The following is a 16,031-nucleotide window of genomic DNA, read 5'->3' on the forward strand; positions in this document are numbered from 1 at the left end:
TCCTAGCGGGTGGCGCAGGTCAGCGGGCGCGGTTCAGGGTCTGCAGGGCGGCCTTCAGCAGCGGGCCCACCTGCGGGGTGCCGGCCGCCGCCTCGGCCTGGGGCGCCACGGCGGCCACCGCCTCGTCGGCCTCGCGGGTGGCGTAGCCGAGACCGATCAGGGCCGCGTGCAGCTGGTCGCGCCAGCCCTGGCCGGCGGGCGCGCCGACGGCCGGGGCGCCGACGGGCTCGCCGAGCCGGTCCTTCAGCTCCAGCAGCAGCTTCTGGGCGCCCTTCTTTCCGATGCCGGGGACGGCGGTGAGCGCCTTCTCGTCACCGGTGGCGACCGCGCGGCGCAGCGCGTCCGGGGTGTGCACGGCGAGCATGGCCTGGGCGAGGCGCGGGCCGACGCCGCTCGCGGTCTGCAGCAGCTCGAAGACCTGGCGTTCGTCGTCGTCCGCGAAGCCGTACAGGGTGAGCGAGTCCTCGCGGACGACGAGGGAGGTGTGCAGCCGGGCGGGCCGGCCCACGCGCAGTGCCGACAGGGTGTTCGGCGTGCACTGGACGGCCATGCCGACGCCCCCGACCTCGACGACGGCGGCATCCGGGGCGAGCGCGGCGACCGTGCCGCTGACGAAGGCGATCATGCCGTGGGGCCTTTCGTTGCGTGGACTGTGTGCCGGGCCACTGCCTGCTGGAGCCGGCTCTGGGCGGGGGCCCGCCAGATGTGGCAGATGGCGAGCGCGAGGGCGTCGGCGGCGTCGGCGGGCTTCGGGGGCGCGGCCAGCCGCAGCAGGCGGGTGACCATGGCGCCCACCTGGGCCTTCTCGGCGCGTCCGGAGCCGGTGACGGCGGCCTTGACCTCGCTGGGGGTGTGCAGGGCGACCGGGATGCCGCGCCGGGCGGCGCACAGCATGGCCACGGCGCTGGCCTGGGCGGTGCCCATGACCGTGCGCACGTTGTGCTGGCTGAAGACGCGCTCCACGGCGACGAACTCGGGCCGGTGCTCGTCCAGCCATTCCTCGATGCCCCGCTCGACGGCGAGCAGCCGGTGGCTGAGGTCGGCGTCGGCCGGGGTGCGGACGACACCGACGCCGAGCATGGTCAGCGGGCGGCCCGCGACGCCCTCGACCACGCCGATCCCGCACCGGGTCAGGCCGGGGTCCACCCCCAGAACACGCACGCGCACCGCTCCCTTCGGTCACCCGATCGCATGTTTGTGCAGGCTATCGGGTGCCACTGACAACGCCGTACAACGCGACGGGCCGACGGGAGTGTCCCGTCGGCCCGGTCGTCAGCCGTACGCGTTACGCGTCGACCTTCTCCATGATCTCGTCGCTCACGTCGAAGTTGGCGAAGACGTTCTGCACGTCGTCGCTGTCCTCCAGCGCGTCGATGAGCTTGAAGATCTTCTTGGCGCCCTCCTCGTCCAGCTCGACCTGCATGGTCGGGACGAAGTTGGCCTCGGCCGACTCGTAGTCGATGCCGGCGTCCTGAAGAGCGGTGCGGACCGCGACGAGGTCGGTCGGCTCGCTGAGGACCTCGAAGGTCTCACCGAGGTCGTTGACCTCCTCGGCACCGGCGTCCAGCACCGCGCCGAGCACGTCGTCCTCGGTCAGCTCGCCCTTGGGGACGATCACGACGCCCTTGCGGTTGAACAGGTACGACACCGAGCCCGGGTCGGCCATGGAGCCGCCGTTGCGGGTCATGGCGACGCGGACCTCGGAGGCGGCGCGGTTGCGGTTGTCGGTGAGGCACTCGATGAGCACCGCGACACCGTTCGGACCGTAGCCCTCGTACATGATCGTCTCGTAGTCGGCGCCGCCGGCCTCCAGGCCCGCGCCGCGCTTGACCGCGGAGTCGATGTTCTTGTTCGGGACCGACGACTTCTTCGCCTTCTGGATGGCGTCGTACAGCGTCGGGTTGCCCTCGGGGTCCGCGCCGCCCATGCGCGCCGCGACCTCGATGTTCTTGATCAGCTTCGCGAAGAGCTTGCCGCGCTTGGCGTCGATCACGGCCTTCTTGTGCTTCGTCGTGGCCCATTTAGAGTGGCCGGACATCTGCCTGTCTCCTTCGCGTAACCCATCCTGTACGAACGCCCCTCGGTCGCAAGGCCGGGGGGACCCCCGGAGATCCTACAAGGACTCCGCCGCCCGGTCGCCGCGCACCATGTCGACGAACAGCGAGTGCACACGGTGGTCGCCGGTCAGCTCCGGGTGGAAGGAGGTGGCGAGCGCGTTGCCCTGGCGGACGGCGACGATGTGGCCGTCGTGCTCGGCGAGCACCTCGGCCCCGGCGCCGACGGACTCCACCCAGGGGGCGCGGATGAAGACGCCCTCCACGGGGTCGCCCGTGATGCCCTTGACGTCGACCGATGCCTCGAACGACTCGTTCTGCCGGCCGAAGGCGTTGCGGCGCACGATCATGTCGATGCCGCCGATGGTCTCCTGGCCCGAGCGCGGGTCGAGGATCTTGTCGGCGAGCATGATCAGGCCCGCGCAGGTGCCGTAGACGGGCATGCCGTCGCGCACGCGCGCGCGGAGGGGCTCCATCACGCCGAAGAGGACGGCCAGCTTGGAGATGGTGGTCGACTCGCCGCCGGGCAGGACGAGGCCGTCCACCTCGGCGAGTTCCTCGGGGCGCCGCACCGGCCTGGCCACGGCGTCGGCCGCGGCCAGGGCGATGAGGTGCTCCCGTACGTCGCCCTGGAGGGCCAGGACGCCTATGACAGGAGTGTTCATGGGGTGCCGTTGCCTGTGTGGGTTACCAGCCGCGGTTCGCGTAGCGCTCGGTCTCGGGGAGGGTGTCGCAGTTGATGCCGACCATGGCCTCGCCGAGGTTGCGGGACGCGTCCGCGATGATCTTCGGGTCGTCGTAGAAGGTGGTGGCCTTCACGATGGCGGCGGCGCGCTTGGCCGGGTCGCCGGACTTGAAGATGCCGGAGCCGACGAACACGCCCTCGGCGCCGAGCTGGCGCATCAGGGCCGCGTCGGCCGGGGTGGCCACACCGCCGGCGGAGAACAGCACCACCGGGAGCTTGCCCAGCTCGGCGACCTCCTTGACCAGCTCGTAGGGGGCGCGCAGCTCCTTGGCGGCGGCGTACAGCTCGTGGTTGTCCAGGCCGCGCAGACGGGCGATGTCGCCCTTGATCTGGCGCAGGTGGCGGACGGCCTCGACCACGTTGCCGGTGCCGGCCTCGCCCTTGGAGCGGATCATCGCGGCGCCCTCGGCGATGCGGCGCAGGGCCTCGCCCAGGTTGGTGGCACCGCACACGAACGGGGTGGTGAAGGACCACTTGTCGGAGTGGTTGACCTCGTCGGCCGGGGTGAGCACCTCGGACTCGTCGATGTAGTCCACGCCGAGGGACTGCAGCACCTGGGCCTCGACGAAGTGGCCGATGCGGGACTTGGCCATCACCGGGATGGAGACCGCGTCGATGATGCCCTCGATCATGTCCGGGTCGGACATACGGGCCACGCCGCCGTCCTTGCGGATGTCGGCCGGGACGCGCTCCAGGGCCATGACGGCGACGGCGCCCGCGTCCTCGGCGATCTTCGCCTGCTCCGGCGTGACGACGTCCATGATCACGCCGCCCTTGAGCTGCTCGGCCATGCCGCGCTTCACACGGGCGGTGCCGGTCTCGGGAGCCTGGTTCTCGGTGGTGGACACGGGTGACCTCACTGATGGGAAAGAGGGTTTGTGCTCCCCTGAGGAAACGCGAGCCGGCCAGGCCACAGCAAGGGCCAATGACAAGCCGGTGGCTCCTTTTGTTCACCCGGGCTTCATGAGACCCGCTCGACCAGGGCCGCGGGCGGCTCGTCGTCCATCTCGAAGGCCAGCGGGAAGGGGGCGTGGCCGGCCAGCCGGAACCAGCGGACCTTGCGGTGTTCGCGGAGTCTGCGGGCGGCCCCCACGGCGTCGTTGTGGAACCGGCGGGCCATCGGCACCCGGCGGACGGCCTCGGCCAGTTCACGGGCCGCCGCGTCACCGCCGGGGGCCTCGCGCACCGCCTCCACCTGGGCCGCGTGTTCGAAGACCGCCCGCAGCGCCTGGCTCAGCTCGCTCTCGGCGACCTCCCGCTGCTCCTCCTCGGCCTGCCGGGCCGCGTGCGCGGCCTCGTAGAGCACGATCGAGGCGGCCGGGTCCAGCACGCCGGAGGTCGCCAGCTCCTGGGCCACCGAGGCGCGCCGCAGCAACTGGGCGTCGAGCGCGGCCCGGGCGGCGTCCATCCGCACGTGCAGCCGGTCCAGCCGCCCGGCCGTCCAGCTGAGGTACACGCCGATGGCGACGAGCGCGACGAGGATCCAGATGAGGGTTGCGGTCACGCCCGAAGGCTATCGGCCGCCGCACGGCCCCCTCCAAGCCACCGTGACCGGTGCGAGCCCGCGCTGTCCGGAAACCGGTGCGGGCTCGCACCGGTCCGGTTGTCACGTAGGGGCCGGGCGTCCGGCTGCGGACGCCCGGGTGCCGGATTCGGACGCCCGGGTGCCGGATGCGGGGCGGCTCGTCCCGCTCCCTCCGGTGCCCGGCGGCGCACGGGCCGGGGCGGCGCCTCACCGCCCTCGCCGCGTACTCGGCGCCTCGGGCTTCGCCGCGACTGCGGACGGCCGGACGATCCCGGTGCGCGTCGGCCGCCGGGCCCGTGTGCCCGGGCCCGGCTGGGGGCCGCGGTCCCGCGTACGGCACACCCGCGGGGTCCGGTGCGCCGGTGGGCGTCCGCGGCGTCCGCCGGGGTCGGCGGGGCCGCTGCGGAATCGGCACGGCGGCGGACTCGGCGGCCGTCCCGGTCCCGTACGGCACAGGTCGCACCCGACGCGCGTCGCTCCGGGGGGCTCCGGTCAGGGGCACCGGCTCATGCGCCGCCGGGGCCGGAACCGCGCCCGCCGCCGGACGAACGCGCGACCGGCGCGGCGTCCGCCCGGGGGCAAGCCTGCCCGCGTCAGTCCCGTGCCAGTCCGAAGCGCGCCCGCAGGCCCGTCGCGCGTTCGTCCGTGGCGACCGCCGCCGCGCCCGCCGTCACCGTCTCGTAGACGGACAGGATGTCCGCGCCGACCGTCGACCAGTCGAAGCGCCGTACGTGGGCGCTGCCCCGCGCGCGCAGCTCGGCCAGGCGGGCCGGGTCGCCGAGCAGGCGTACGGCGGCCTCGGCCAGCGCGTCGGCGTCCTCGTTGGCGAACACCTCGCCGGCCTCGCCCTGGTCGAGGACCTGCACGAACGCGTCCAGGTCGGAGGCGAGCACGGGCGCGCCCGCCGACATCGCCTCGACCAGGATGATGCCGAAGCTCTCCCCGCCGGTGTTGGGCGCCACGTACAGGTCGACGCTGCGCAGCAGCCGGGCCTTGTCCTGGTCGCTGATCATGCCGAGGAACTCCACGCGCGGGCGCAGCTCCTCCGGCAGGTCGGCGACGGCCGCCTCCTCGTCGCCCCGGCCGGCCACCAGCAGCCGGGTCTCCGGCCGGGCCGCGAGGATGCCCGGCAGCGCCCGCATCAGGACGGGCAGTCCCTTGCGCGGCTCGTCGATCCGGCCGATGAACCCGATGGTGCCGCCCTGCCACTCGGGCCTGGGCTCGGCCTTGGCGAAGAAGTCCACGTCGACGCCGTTGGGGATGACCACCGCGTCCCCGCCGAGGTGCTCGACCAGCGTGCGCCGGGCGTACTCGCTGACCGCGATCCGCGCGCTGATCTTCTCCAGCGCGGCCTGGAGGATCGCGTAGGCGGCGATCATCGCGCGCGAGCGCGGGTTGGAGGTGTGGAAGGTGGCCACGATCGGGCCGGACGCCGCCCAGCAGGTCAGCAGGCCCAGCGAGGGCGAGGTCGGCTCGTGGATGTGCACCACGTCGAAGGCGCCCTCGTGCAGCCAGCGCCGTACCCGCGCGGCCGACAGGAAGCCGAAGTTCAGCCGGGCCACCGAGCCGTTGTACGGCACCGGGACCGCGCGGCCGGCGGAGACGACGTACGGCGGCAGCGGGGTGTCGTCGTCGGCCGGGGCGAGCACGGAGACGTGGTGGCCGAGGCGGAGGAAGTACTCGGCGAGGTCACGGATATGGAACTGGACGCCACCGGGCACGTCCCAGGAGTACGGGCAGACGATCCCGATTCTCACGAGGGTCCCTTCGCGGGGTCGAGGTCGGCGAGCCACAGGCGCTGGAGCATGTGCCAGTCCTCCGGGTGCTCGGCGATCCCGGCGGCGAAGGCGTCGGCCAGCGCCTGTGTCATGAGGGACGTCTTCTCCGCGCGCGTACCCGACCCGGGTACCTCGATCGGGGGGTGGACCCGGCCCCGCATGACGGGGGAGTCGTCGTACCAGAGGGTGACGGGCAGCAGCAGCGCGCCCGTGTGCTGGGCGAGCAGGGCCGGACCGGCCGGCATGCGGGCCCGCTCCCCGAAGAAGTCGACCTCGACACCGGAGGCGGACAGGTCGCGGTCGGCGACCAGGCAGACCAGCCCGCCGTCGCGCAGCCGCCGGGCCAGGGTGCCGAAGGCCGCTCCGCCGCTGTGCGGCAGCACCTCCATGCCCAGACCTTCGCGGTAGGCCACGAAACGGTCGTAGAGCGACTCCGGCTTCAGCCGCTCGGCGACCGTCGTGAACGGCGTCTGGAGCTTGGTGGTGACCCATGCCCCGGCCAGGTCCCAGTTGGCCAGGTGCGGCAGGGCGAGGACCACGCCCCGGCCGGCGGCCAGCCCCTCGGTCAGATGGTGCAGGTCCTTGGGGACGAAGCCGGCCTTCACCCGCTCGGCGCTCCAGGCCGGCAGCCGGAAGGACTCCATCCAGTACCGCAGGTACGAGCGCATGCCCGCGCGGGACAGCTCCGCGAGCCGCTCCGGGGACGCCCCGGGCACCACGCGCGCGTAGTTGGCCTCCAGGCGCCGTACGCCCTTGCCGCGCCGCTTCCAGGCGGCGTCGGCGATGGTCCGGCCCAGGCGCACGGCGACCGGCTCGGGGAGCTTCTTCACGGTGCTCCAGCCGAGGCCGTACAGCGCGTCGGCGAACCGGTCGGCGGCGCTCACCGCGCGGCCCCGCCGGCCTGACCGGCCGCCGCCTCGGCCTCCGCGGACTCGCGGCGGACGGTGACCACCCGCTGCACCAGGGTGACCAGGCTGCCCGCCGCGACGAGCCACAGCGCGATCGGCAGCAGCCACTGGATGCCCGGCACACCGAACTTGTGCAGGCCCGCGAACCCGGCCGCGACCAGCGAGATCACCAGCCGCTCGGCGCGTTCGACGAGCCCGTTGACGGCGACCGGCAGCCCGATCGACTCGCCGCGCGCCTTGGTGTACGACACCACCTGGCCGCTGGCCAGGCAGAAGATCGACACCGCGCACAGCACGTTGTCGTCACCGCGGCCCGCGTACCACAGCGCGAAACCGCCGAAGATCGCGCCGTCGGCGACCCGGTCCAGGGTGGAGTCCAGGAAGGCGCCCCAGCGGCTGGAGCGGCCCAGCTGGCGGGCCATGTTGCCGTCGACCAGGTCCGAGAAGACGAACAGGGTGATCACGACCGTGCCCCAGAAGAACTCCCCCCTGGGGTAGAAGACCAGCGCCCCCGCGACCACCCCGGCCGTGCCGATGAGGGTCACCGTGTCAGGGCTCACCCCCCGCCGGATGAGAAACGCGGCGAACGGTGTGAGGACACGCGTGAAGAATGCACGCGCGTACTTGTTCAGCATGGCCTTCCCGACGGTCGGTGACGCCGCGGCCCCTGCTGGCCGCCGGCTGGCCCATCGTAGCCACGCGCGCGCGTGGCCGACGGGCGGGCACCCGCGGCCGGTGCCCGGAAGCGGTGCGCACGGCGCCCCACGAGGCGGGCGTGACGGAAACGGACAATGACGCGCACTCTTCGTAGTCCTTCGTATGGACGCAACGTGACGGGAGTGGAAAGCTCGAATAACCGCGGGCGTCGCCGGAGCCGCCAGAGCACGCGGATCCCGCGTGTCCGCGCCCACAGTGACCTCACCGTGCACGGGAGGCAGGATCATGGGCGACAAGGCACAGACACACCACCCCGGAGCCGCCGGCAGGGCTCTCACGGCCGACCGGCCCACCTCCGTACGGAACGTGGTGCTGGTCGGCCACACCGGCTCGGGAAAGACGACCCTGGTGGAGGCCCTCGCGCTGACCGCGGGGGCGGTGAACCGGGCGGGCCGCGTGGAGGACGGCGGCACCGTCTCCGACTACGACGACATCGAGCACCGCCAGCAGCGCTCGGTCCAGCTCTCCCTGGTACCGGTCGAATGGGACGGCATCAAGGTCAACCTGCTCGACACCCCCGGATACGCCGACTTCGTCGGGGAACTGCGGGCCGGGCTGCGCGCCGCGGACGCGGCCCTCTTCGTCGTGTCGGCCTCGGACGGCGTCGACGGCTCCACCCGGATGGTGTGGGAGGAGTGCGCGGCCGTCGGCATGCCCCGCGCGATCGTGATCACCCACCTGGAGGCCGCCCGCGCGAACTTCGAGGAGATGACCCGGATCTGCGCGGAGGCATTCGGCGGCGACGACCCCGACGCCGTGCTGCCGCTGTACCTGCCGCTGCGCGGCCCCGAGGGACCCGACGGGCACGCACCGGTCACCGGGCTGGTCGGCCTGCTGTCGGGGAAGCTGTTCGACTACTCGACCGGGGAACGCAAGGAGTCCGAGCCCGGCGAGGACCAGCTGCCCGGCATCGAGGAGGCCCGCAACCGGCTCATCGAGGGGATCATCGCCGAGAGCGAGGACGAGACCCTCATGGACCGCTACCTGGGCGGCGAGCAGATCGACGTCAAGACCCTGGTCCAGGATCTGGAGCGGGCCGTGGCGCGCGGCTCCTTCCACCCCGTGCTGGCCGCCGCGCCCGCCGCCGAGGGCGCCCGGCAGGGACTCGGCACCGTGGAACTGCTGGAACTGGTCACCGGCGGCTTCCCCACCCCCTTCGAACACCCCATGCCCCGGGTCACCACGATCGACGGCAGGCCGCGCGAGCTGAAACCCTGCGACACCGACGGCCCGCTGGTCGCCGAGGTCGTCAAGACCTCCTCCGACCCCTACGTGGGCCGGCTCTCCCTGGTCCGCGTCTTCTCCGGCACCCTCCGCCCGGACCAGCCGGTGCACGTCTCCGGGCACGGCCTCGCCGACCGCGGCCACGAGGACCACGACGTGGACGAGAAGGTCGGCACCCTGTCCATGCCCTTCGGCAAACAGCAGCGCCCGGTCACCCACGCCGTCGCCGGCGACCTGGTGTGCGTGGCCAAGCTGGGCCGCGCCGAGACCGGCGACACCCTCTCCGCCAAGGACGACCCGCTGCTGATGGAGCCCTGGCAGATGCCCGACCCGCTGCTGCCGGTCGCCATCCGGGCGCACAGCAAGGCCGACGAGGACAAACTCTCCCAGGGCCTGGCCCGGCTCGTCGCCGAGGACCCGACGATGCGCCTGGAACAGAACCAGGACACCCACCAGGTCGTCCTGTGGTGCCTGGGCGAGGCGCACGCCGACGTGGCCCTGGAACGGCTGCGCGGCCGCTACGGCGTCCAGGTCGACGTCATCCCGCACAAGGTCTCCCTCCGGGAGACGTTCGCCACCAAGGCCACCGGGCGGGGCCGGCACGTCAAGCAGTCCGGCGGGCACGGCCAGTACGCCATCTGCGAGATCGAGGTGGAGCCGCTGCCCGGCGGCTCGGGCATCGAGTTCGTGGACAAGGTGGTCGGCGGCGCGGTGCCCCGGCAGTTCATCCCCTCCGTCGAGAAGGGCGTCCGCGCCCAGGCCGCCAAGGGCGTCGCCGCCGGATACCCCCTGATCGACGTCCGGGTGACGCTGGTGGACGGCAAGGCCCACTCGGTGGACTCCTCCGACGCCGCCTTCCAGACGGCGGGCGCGCTCGCCCTGCGCGAGGCCGCCGCGGACGCCCGGATCCACCTGCTGGAACCGGTCGCCGAGGTGACCGTGCTCGTCGGCGACGCCTACGTGGGCGCCGTGATGAGCGACCTCTCCGGCCGCCGCGGCCGGCTGCTCGGCACCGAACAGACCGGCTCCGGACGGACGCTGATCCGCGCCGAGGTGCCCGAGTTCGAGATCGGCCGGTACGCCGTCGACCTCCGCTCGCTCTCGCACGGCACCGCGCGCTTCGACCGCGCCTACGCCCGGCACGAACCGATGCCGCCGCAGATCGCCGAACGCGTCCGCGAACAGGCCGGGGACGAGGGGTAGCACGGAAGCACCGGACCGGCGCACGGGCGGGCGGCTTCGGCCGTCCGCCCACGGCTGTCGGTGCCGGCCGATACGCTGATCACCTGATGACGTCGTGCCGCAGCCCACCCGGCGGCGGCCCGGCGACCGGTCCAACAGGTGTGCGGAGCAAGGAAGTCGGGAAGGCCGCAGGCACGGCACCGGCGGCGATAGGGGCGGGAATGTCGATAGGAACGGAGTGGGACGGGCCCCAGGTACCCGTCTCGGTCGGCGAGGGACAGGCGGCGACCGCCGCCCTGGCCTCCGCGGCCTACCGGGACAGCCCGATCGAAGAGATCAAGAAGGCCGACAACGAGTGGCACCAGTCGACCGTCAAGGCCGGCCGGATCAAGATGTTCCGGCCCAACCTGGGCGAGGCGTTCTCCCGGGCCCTCGTGGACCGGATGCTGTCCTCCGGCCGCAAACCGCTCATCCAGTCCTTCGGCACCGAACCGCAGTTCGTGGTCGAACACGCCCTGGCCGCCAACAACATCCGCCGGGAGCGGGACAACCAGCTGAGTCTCATCACCGTCGTCTGCGGCCTCGTCTTCCTGCCCGGGTTCATCGCCTGGCTGCTGGTCTTCCTGCTGCGCTCCTTCGTCGCCCGGCGCGACGACAAGCGAGCCGGGACACTGGCCACCACACTCCTGCTGGGCGTCGGCCTGCTCGCCGCGCTGTTCCTGGTCAAGATGCCCTTCGGCGGCTTCTGGGCCTGGTACGCCCGCGCGTGTGTCATCGCCCCCGTGATCGGCTGGTTCTGGGCCAAGCGCCTGTGCGAACGCACCGCCCACGATCTGCGCGCCCGCTGGGACGGCCTGCTCTCCGGCACCAGCGTCGGCGCCAAGATCCCGGAGGCCGTGCCGCGCGGCCCCGGCCAGACCGCCGCCGAGGAGCTCCGCCAGTCCCTGGCCCGGCTGAGCGCCGAGCAGCAGTCCAACTCGGTCTTCTACGCCGGCCCCAAGGGCATACTCGGCATGGGCACCCGCTGGGGCGCCTGGCAGCTCGCCGAGGACCTGGTGCCCGCCGACCCCGGCCGGGAGATCCACCCCTTCCGCAGCTGGGACGTGATACGCGCGATCCACGACAAGTTGTCCCTGCTGGAGCGCGGCCCGCTGCATACCGGCGGCTTCCCCAAGCCCTCCATACGGCACTGGATCGTCACGCCGATCGGCGAGAAGGCCACGGCGGTGTCCCGGCCCGAGGGAGCCGACGTCGAGGCGTTCCAGGTCAAGCCGCACGCCATACAGGAGATCTGCAACAAGCAGCAGTTCGGCAGCGGCGACCGGCACTACCTGGGCGTGCAGTGGACCCTGTGGGACGGACAGCTGGTGATCACCATGCTGATCACCGTCACCGTGCTGCACCAGACCCTGCGCATCGAGGTCACCGGGCACGCGCTGGGACCGGTGAACTCGCTGTTCACCAGCAAGCCGGAGGCACCGACCAAGGAAGTCGCCAAGTCCCTCAAGCCCTGGGAGAACCGCACGATCAAGCTGCCGCTGGTCACCACCGACGAGGTCGTACGGCTCGCCGTCCGCGCCCCGCTCACCTGGTACCCGCCGCTGCTGAACTGGCTCGGCGGCTCCCTCGGCCTGCCCGAGCCGTTCGGTCTGCGGCACGCCTGGGCCGACCAGCCGTGGCGCCATCGTTTCATGGCCGACGACGCGCTGCGCGCGGCCACGCCGGTGCTGCGCGTGGTGCACTCGGCGGCGATCAAGGTGCTGGAGGAGAACGGCGTGGACACCGAGAAGTTCGGCGCCCGCTCGTCGTTCCTCAGCGGCAACGTCCAGGACCCGACGCCGAGGAAGGCCGACCTCTACGACGCGTGACCGGGTGCCCTCCATGGAGGGCACCCGCCGTACGCCTAGGCGGACGGCCAGGACTCCGCGAGCATCTTGCGGGTGTCGGCCAGCAGCTGCGGCAGCACCTTCGTGTGGCCCACCACCGGCATGAAGTTCGTGTCCCCGCCCCAGCGCGGCACGATGTGCTGGTGCAGATGCGCGGCGATGCCGGCGCCCGCGACGGTGCCCTGGTTCATGCCGATGTTGAACCCGTGCGCGCCGGACGCGGTGCGCAGGGCCGTCATCGCCTGCTTGGTCAGCTCGGCCAGCTCGGCGGTCTCCGGCCCGGTCAGCTCGGTGTAGTCGGCCACGTGCCGGTAGGGCACGGTCATCAGGTGGCCGCCGTTGTACGGGTACAGGTTGAGCACGGCGTACACCTGCTCACCGCGCCGCACGATCAGCCCGTCCTCGTCCGACTTGGCCGGGATCGAGCAGAAGGGGCAGCCGTCGTCGGCCCCCGGACCGGTCGGCTTGTTCTCGCCCTGGATGTAGGCCATCCGGTGGGGCGTCCACAGGCGCTGGAACGCGTCCTGCGTCCCCACTCCGATCTGCTGCTCCGGCTCACTCGTCATGCTAGGCAGCATATGGCGTCACCCCGGCCCACCGTACGGCCGGGGCGGACTCGGGTCACCGCCGCGCACGAGCGGGCCCCCGGGACGATGGTCCCGGGGGCCGCGGAGCCGGTGCGGATCAGACCTGGGTGCGCTCCGCCACGATCTGCTCGATCTTCGCGATGGCCTCGTCGAACGGGATGCCGTTCTCCTGCGAGCCGTCGCGGTAGCGGAAGGACACCGAGCCGTTGGACATGTCCTCGTCGCCGGCGATGACCATGAACGGCACCTTCTGCTTCTGCGCGTTCCTGATCTTCTTCTGCATGCGGTCCGAGGAGGAGTCCACGTCGACGCGCAGGCCCTTCTTCTTGGCCGCGGTCGCGAACTTCTGGAGGTACTCCACGTGCGCGTCGCCGATCGGGATGCCGATCGCCTGGACCGGGGCCAGCCACGCCGGGAAGGCGCCCGCGTAGTGCTCCAGCAGGACGGCGAAGAACCGCTCGATGGAGCCGAACAGCGCGCGGTGGATCATGACCGGGCGCTGCTTGGAGCCGTCCGGGCCGGTGTACTCCAGGTTGAACCGCTCGGGCAGGTTGAAGTCGAGCTGGATGGTCGACATCTGCCAGGTCCGGCCGATGGCGTCGCGCGCCTGGACGGAGATCTTCGGACCGTAGAAGGCGGCGCCGCCCGGGTCGGGAACCAGGGGCAGGCCCTGCTTCTCGGCGACCTGGCGCAGGGTCTCGGTCGCCTCCTCCCAGACCTCGTCGGAGCCGACGAACTTCTCCGGGTCCTTGGTCGACAGCTCCAGGTAGAAGTCGGTCAGGCCGTAGTCCCGCAGCAGGCCGAGGACGAAGGTGAGCGTCTTGTCCAGCTCCTCGGACATCTGCTCACGGGTGCAGTAGATGTGCGCGTCGTCCTGCGTGAAGCCCCGCGCCCGGGTCAGGCCGTGCACGACGCCCGACTTCTCGTACCGGTACACGGTCCCGAACTCGAACAGGCGCAGCGGCAGTTCGCGGTACGACCGGCCGCGCGCGTCGAAGATCAGGTTGTGCATCGGGCAGTTCATGGGCTTGAGGTAGTAGTCCACGCCCTCGTCGAGCTGCATGGGCGGGTACATGCCCTCGGCGTACCAGTCCAGGTGCCCGGACGTCTCGAAGAGCTTCCCCTTCGTGGCGTGCGGGGTGTAGACGAACTCGTAGCCCTCTTCCTCGTGGCGGCGGCGCGAGTAGTCCTCCATCACGCGGCGGACGATGCCGCCCTTGGGGTGGAAGACGGCCAGGCCGGAGCCGATCTGCTCGGGGATCGAGAAGAGGTCCAGCTCGGTGCCGAGCTTGCGGTGGTCGCGCTTCTCGGCCTCGGCGAGGAAGTCGAGGTACGCCTTCAGCTCGTCCTTGGACGGCCAGGCGGTGCCGTAGATGCGCTGGAGCTGCTTGTTCTTCTCGCTGCCGCGCCAGTACGCGGACGCGTTGCGCATCAGCTTGAACGCCGGGATGAGCCGGGTCGAGGGCAGGTGCGGACCGCGGCACAGGTCCTTCCAGCAGAGCTCGCCGGTCTTGGCGTCCAGGTTGTCGTAGATCGTCAGCTCGCCGGCGCCGACCTCGACGTCCGCGCCGTCGTCGTGCGAGGCGGAGCCCTTGAGGCCGATCAGCTCCAGCTTGTACGGCTCGTCCGCCAGCTCCTCGCGGGCCGCCTCGTCGGTGACGACACGACGGGCGAACTTCTGCCCGCGCTTCTGGATCTCCTGCATCTTCTTCTCGATGGCCTTGAGATCCTCGGGCGTGAACGGCTTGTCCACGTCGAAGTCGTAGTAGAAGCCGTCCTTGACGGGCGGGCCGATGCCCAGCTTGGCCTCGGGGAACAGCTCCTGCACGGCCTGCGCCATGACGTGCGCGGTGGAGTGGCGCAGGATGTTCAGGCCGTCCTCGGACGAGATCTCGACGCCCTCGACCTCGTCGCCGTCGGACAGTGCGTACGTGAGGTCCTTCAGCTCGCCGCCCACGCGTGCGGCGATGATCGAGCGCTCGCCCGCGAAGAGGTCGGCGGCCGTAGTGCCCGTCGTCACCACGCGTTCTTCCCGCTCGGAATCGCGTTGGATGATCACACGGACGTCTGACACCGGTCTCTCCTGACTGAAGGTGGGTGCGGCGCCATACCAGGAGCGCGCGCACAGGCGATCGTACCGACCCGACGGCACAGACCGCGAAACGGTCACCCTCGGTCCGCGCCCGGTCACCCGTCCCCGCCGGGCTCCTCGGGGAAGCCGGGGTGCTCCTGGAGGGACTTCAGCGGCCGGTCCGGTTCGGCGTCGTCCACGGGTACGACGACGACGCCGGAGGCGCCGGTGAGTCTGCGGCAGCCGCCGCGGCGCTCCGGCCGGCCCCGCACACGGACGGGCAGCCCGGCCAGGCCGACCTGGAGTGTCTCCACGCAGGCGGTGGTGGCGAGGGTGCCGCGAAGGGGCCCGGCCGGGTGGGCGGCAGCCCGTCCCGTTCGGGCTGCGCTATGGCCATGTCCAACTGCCTTCTCTGACCGGGGTGTTGCCGCTGTGGGCCGCTGAACTGCGGGTACACGTACTCCTGTTGTTTCCGGGCGGCGTACGGTGCGAACGGGCCGGGTATCACCGAACGGCAGAAGTCGGGACGTCAGCTGCCGTGGGTGAGCGAGGAGTTGGGATGACGACCTGGTACGAGGGGCCGCTGGCCGCCTTCGACACGGAGACGACGGGTGTGGACGTGGAGACCGACCGGATCGTGTCGGCCGCCGTCGTCGTCCAGGACGCGCCGGGGACCCGGCCCCGGGTGTCGCGCTGGCTGGTGAATCCGGGGGTGCCGGTGCCGGCGGAGGCGACGGCGGTGCACGGGCTGACGGAGGAGCACCTCCAGCACAACGGGCGCTGGCCGGCGCCGGTGATGTACGAGATAGCGGAGCAGCTGGCGGAGCACGCGTCGCTGGGCCGCCCGCTGGTGGTGATGAACGCGCCGTTCGACCTGACGCTGCTGGACCGGGAGTTGCGCCGGCACCGGGCGTCGTCGCTGGCGCGCTGGTTCGACTCGGTGCCGCTGAAGGTGCTGGACCCTCGGGTGCTCGACCGGCAACTGGACCGGTACCGCAAGGGCCGCCGCACGCTGGGCGATCTGTGCGCGCATTACGGCGTGCCGCTGCGGGGCGCGCATGACGCGGCGGCGGACGCGCTGGCCGCGCTGGATGTCGTACGGGCGCTGGGGCGGCGATTCGCGTCCCGGCTGGAGCGGCTGTCCCCGGCCGAGTTGCACGCGCTCCAGGTGGAGTGGCACGCGGCGCAGGCGCGCGGGTTGCAGGCGTGGTTCGCGCGCAGTGGTTCGGAGGAGACGGTGTGCCCGGAGTGGCCGCTGCGGCCGGAGCTGCCGGCGGCGGCGTGACCCGGGCGGCGGCGGGGGCACGGCGGCGACATGAAGAAGGCCGGTCCGCCGCGGCGGACCGGCCTTTCC

At 72.1% G+C, this 16,031-nt stretch carries 15 protein-coding genes; 3 read left to right on the plus strand and 12 right to left on the minus strand.

The features are described from left to right. Window positions 1-19: 19 nt before the first annotated feature. From ruvA to pgsA, 9 genes are all read right to left on the minus strand, one after another. Complete coding sequence (ruvA, locus tag Srubr_RS05045) at window positions 20-625, minus strand: Holliday junction branch migration protein RuvA (RefSeq protein WP_189996275.1); 606 nt, start codon at window positions 623-625, stop codon at window positions 20-22. Further along, entirely contained in the window at window positions 622-1,161 is a 540-nt protein-coding gene (ruvC, locus tag Srubr_RS05050; RefSeq protein ID WP_189996274.1) for a crossover junction endodeoxyribonuclease RuvC, read from the minus strand. The genes ruvA and ruvC overlap by 4 nt, the downstream gene beginning before the upstream one ends. A gap of 124 nt (window positions 1,162-1,285) precedes the next feature. Then, window positions 1,286-2,038: a YebC/PmpR family DNA-binding transcriptional regulator gene (locus tag Srubr_RS05055; RefSeq protein WP_189996273.1), complete on the minus strand. Its 753-nt coding sequence runs from the start codon at window positions 2,036-2,038 to the stop codon at window positions 1,286-1,288. A 75-nt stretch (window positions 2,039-2,113) separates the two neighbouring features. Further along, on the minus strand, window positions 2,114-2,719 hold the full coding sequence (gene pdxT / locus Srubr_RS05060) for a pyridoxal 5'-phosphate synthase glutaminase subunit PdxT (protein WP_189996272.1): 606 nt from the start codon (window positions 2,717-2,719) through the stop codon (window positions 2,114-2,116). 22 nt (window positions 2,720-2,741) lie between these two features. Beyond that, window positions 2,742-3,647 (minus strand): pyridoxal 5'-phosphate synthase lyase subunit PdxS, encoded by a 906-nt coding sequence (gene pdxS, locus Srubr_RS05065; protein ID WP_030781005.1) that lies wholly within the window; start codon window positions 3,645-3,647, stop codon window positions 2,742-2,744. 113 nt (window positions 3,648-3,760) lie between these two features. Beyond that, window positions 3,761-4,303: a LemA family protein gene (locus tag Srubr_RS05070; protein WP_189996271.1), complete on the minus strand. Its 543-nt coding sequence runs from the start codon at window positions 4,301-4,303 to the stop codon at window positions 3,761-3,763. Between the two features lie 614 nt (window positions 4,304-4,917). Beyond that, window positions 4,918-6,081, minus strand: coding sequence for a glycosyltransferase family 4 protein (locus tag Srubr_RS05075; RefSeq protein WP_189996270.1), 1,164 nt, complete (start codon window positions 6,079-6,081; stop codon window positions 4,918-4,920). After that, on the minus strand, window positions 6,078-6,986 hold the full coding sequence (locus Srubr_RS05080) for a phosphatidylinositol mannoside acyltransferase (RefSeq protein WP_189996269.1): 909 nt from the start codon (window positions 6,984-6,986) through the stop codon (window positions 6,078-6,080). Before Srubr_RS05080 ends, Srubr_RS05075 begins: the two co-directional genes overlap by 4 nt. Further along, window positions 6,983-7,645 (minus strand): phosphatidylinositol phosphate synthase, encoded by a 663-nt coding sequence (gene pgsA, locus Srubr_RS05085; protein WP_189996268.1) that lies wholly within the window; start codon window positions 7,643-7,645, stop codon window positions 6,983-6,985. The genes Srubr_RS05080 and pgsA overlap by 4 nt, the downstream gene beginning before the upstream one ends. A gap of 307 nt (window positions 7,646-7,952) precedes the next feature. Between pgsA and Srubr_RS05090 the strand changes: the two genes are divergently transcribed. Then, window positions 7,953-10,154 carry an elongation factor G-like protein EF-G2 gene (locus tag Srubr_RS05090; protein WP_189996267.1) on the plus strand — a complete coding sequence of 734 codons (2,202 nt, stop codon included), beginning with the start codon at window positions 7,953-7,955 and terminating at the stop codon, window positions 10,152-10,154. A 200-nt stretch (window positions 10,155-10,354) separates the two neighbouring features. Next, a complete protein-coding gene (locus Srubr_RS05095; protein ID WP_189996266.1) occupies window positions 10,355-12,001 on the plus strand; it encodes a hypothetical protein in 1,647 nt (548 codons plus the stop codon). Between the two features lie 35 nt (window positions 12,002-12,036). Here Srubr_RS05095 and Srubr_RS05100 read toward each other — a convergent pair whose 3' ends face one another. The 3 genes from Srubr_RS05100 to Srubr_RS05110 form a co-directional block, all read right to left on the minus strand. Further along, window positions 12,037-12,597, minus strand: coding sequence for an HIT family protein (locus tag Srubr_RS05100; RefSeq protein WP_189996265.1), 561 nt, complete (start codon window positions 12,595-12,597; stop codon window positions 12,037-12,039). A gap of 106 nt (window positions 12,598-12,703) precedes the next feature. Then, entirely contained in the window at window positions 12,704-14,680 is a 1,977-nt protein-coding gene (gene thrS, locus Srubr_RS05105) for a threonine--tRNA ligase (protein WP_189996264.1), read from the minus strand. Between the two features lie 113 nt (window positions 14,681-14,793). Beyond that, window positions 14,794-14,991, minus strand: coding sequence for a hypothetical protein (locus tag Srubr_RS05110; protein ID WP_189996263.1), 198 nt, complete (start codon window positions 14,989-14,991; stop codon window positions 14,794-14,796). Between the two features lie 245 nt (window positions 14,992-15,236). Between Srubr_RS05110 and Srubr_RS05115 the strand changes: the two genes are divergently transcribed. Next, entirely contained in the window at window positions 15,237-15,962 is a 726-nt protein-coding gene (locus Srubr_RS05115; RefSeq protein WP_189996262.1) for a 3'-5' exonuclease, read from the plus strand. The last annotated feature ends 69 nt before the right edge of the window (window positions 15,963-16,031 follow it).

This window comes from Streptomyces rubradiris, from assembly GCF_016860525.1.
GTDB lineage: Bacteria > Actinomycetota > Actinomycetes > Streptomycetales > Streptomycetaceae > Streptomyces > Streptomyces rubradiris.

Excerpts from the sequence above, each read along its gene's own strand:
- ruvA (WP_189996275.1), bottom strand. The coding sequence starts at position 625 with ATGATCGCCTTCGTCAGCGGCACGGTCGCCGCGCTCGCCCCGGATGCC.
- Srubr_RS05055 (WP_189996273.1), bottom strand. The coding sequence starts at position 2,038 with ATGTCCGGCCACTCTAAATGGGCCACGACGAAGCACAAGAAGGCCGTG.
- pdxT (WP_189996272.1), bottom strand. The coding sequence starts at position 2,719 with ATGAACACTCCTGTCATAGGCGTCCTGGCCCTCCAGGGCGACGTACGG.
- pgsA (WP_189996268.1), bottom strand. The coding sequence starts at position 7,645 with ATGCTGAACAAGTACGCGCGTGCATTCTTCACGCGTGTCCTCACACCG.
- Srubr_RS05090 (WP_189996267.1), top strand. The coding sequence starts at position 7,953 with ATGGGCGACAAGGCACAGACACACCACCCCGGAGCCGCCGGCAGGGCT.
- Srubr_RS05095 (WP_189996266.1), top strand. The coding sequence starts at position 10,355 with ATGTCGATAGGAACGGAGTGGGACGGGCCCCAGGTACCCGTCTCGGTC.
- Srubr_RS05100 (WP_189996265.1), bottom strand. The coding sequence starts at position 12,597 with ATGCTGCCTAGCATGACGAGTGAGCCGGAGCAGCAGATCGGAGTGGGG.
- Srubr_RS05115 (WP_189996262.1), top strand. The coding sequence starts at position 15,237 with ATGACGACCTGGTACGAGGGGCCGCTGGCCGCCTTCGACACGGAGACG.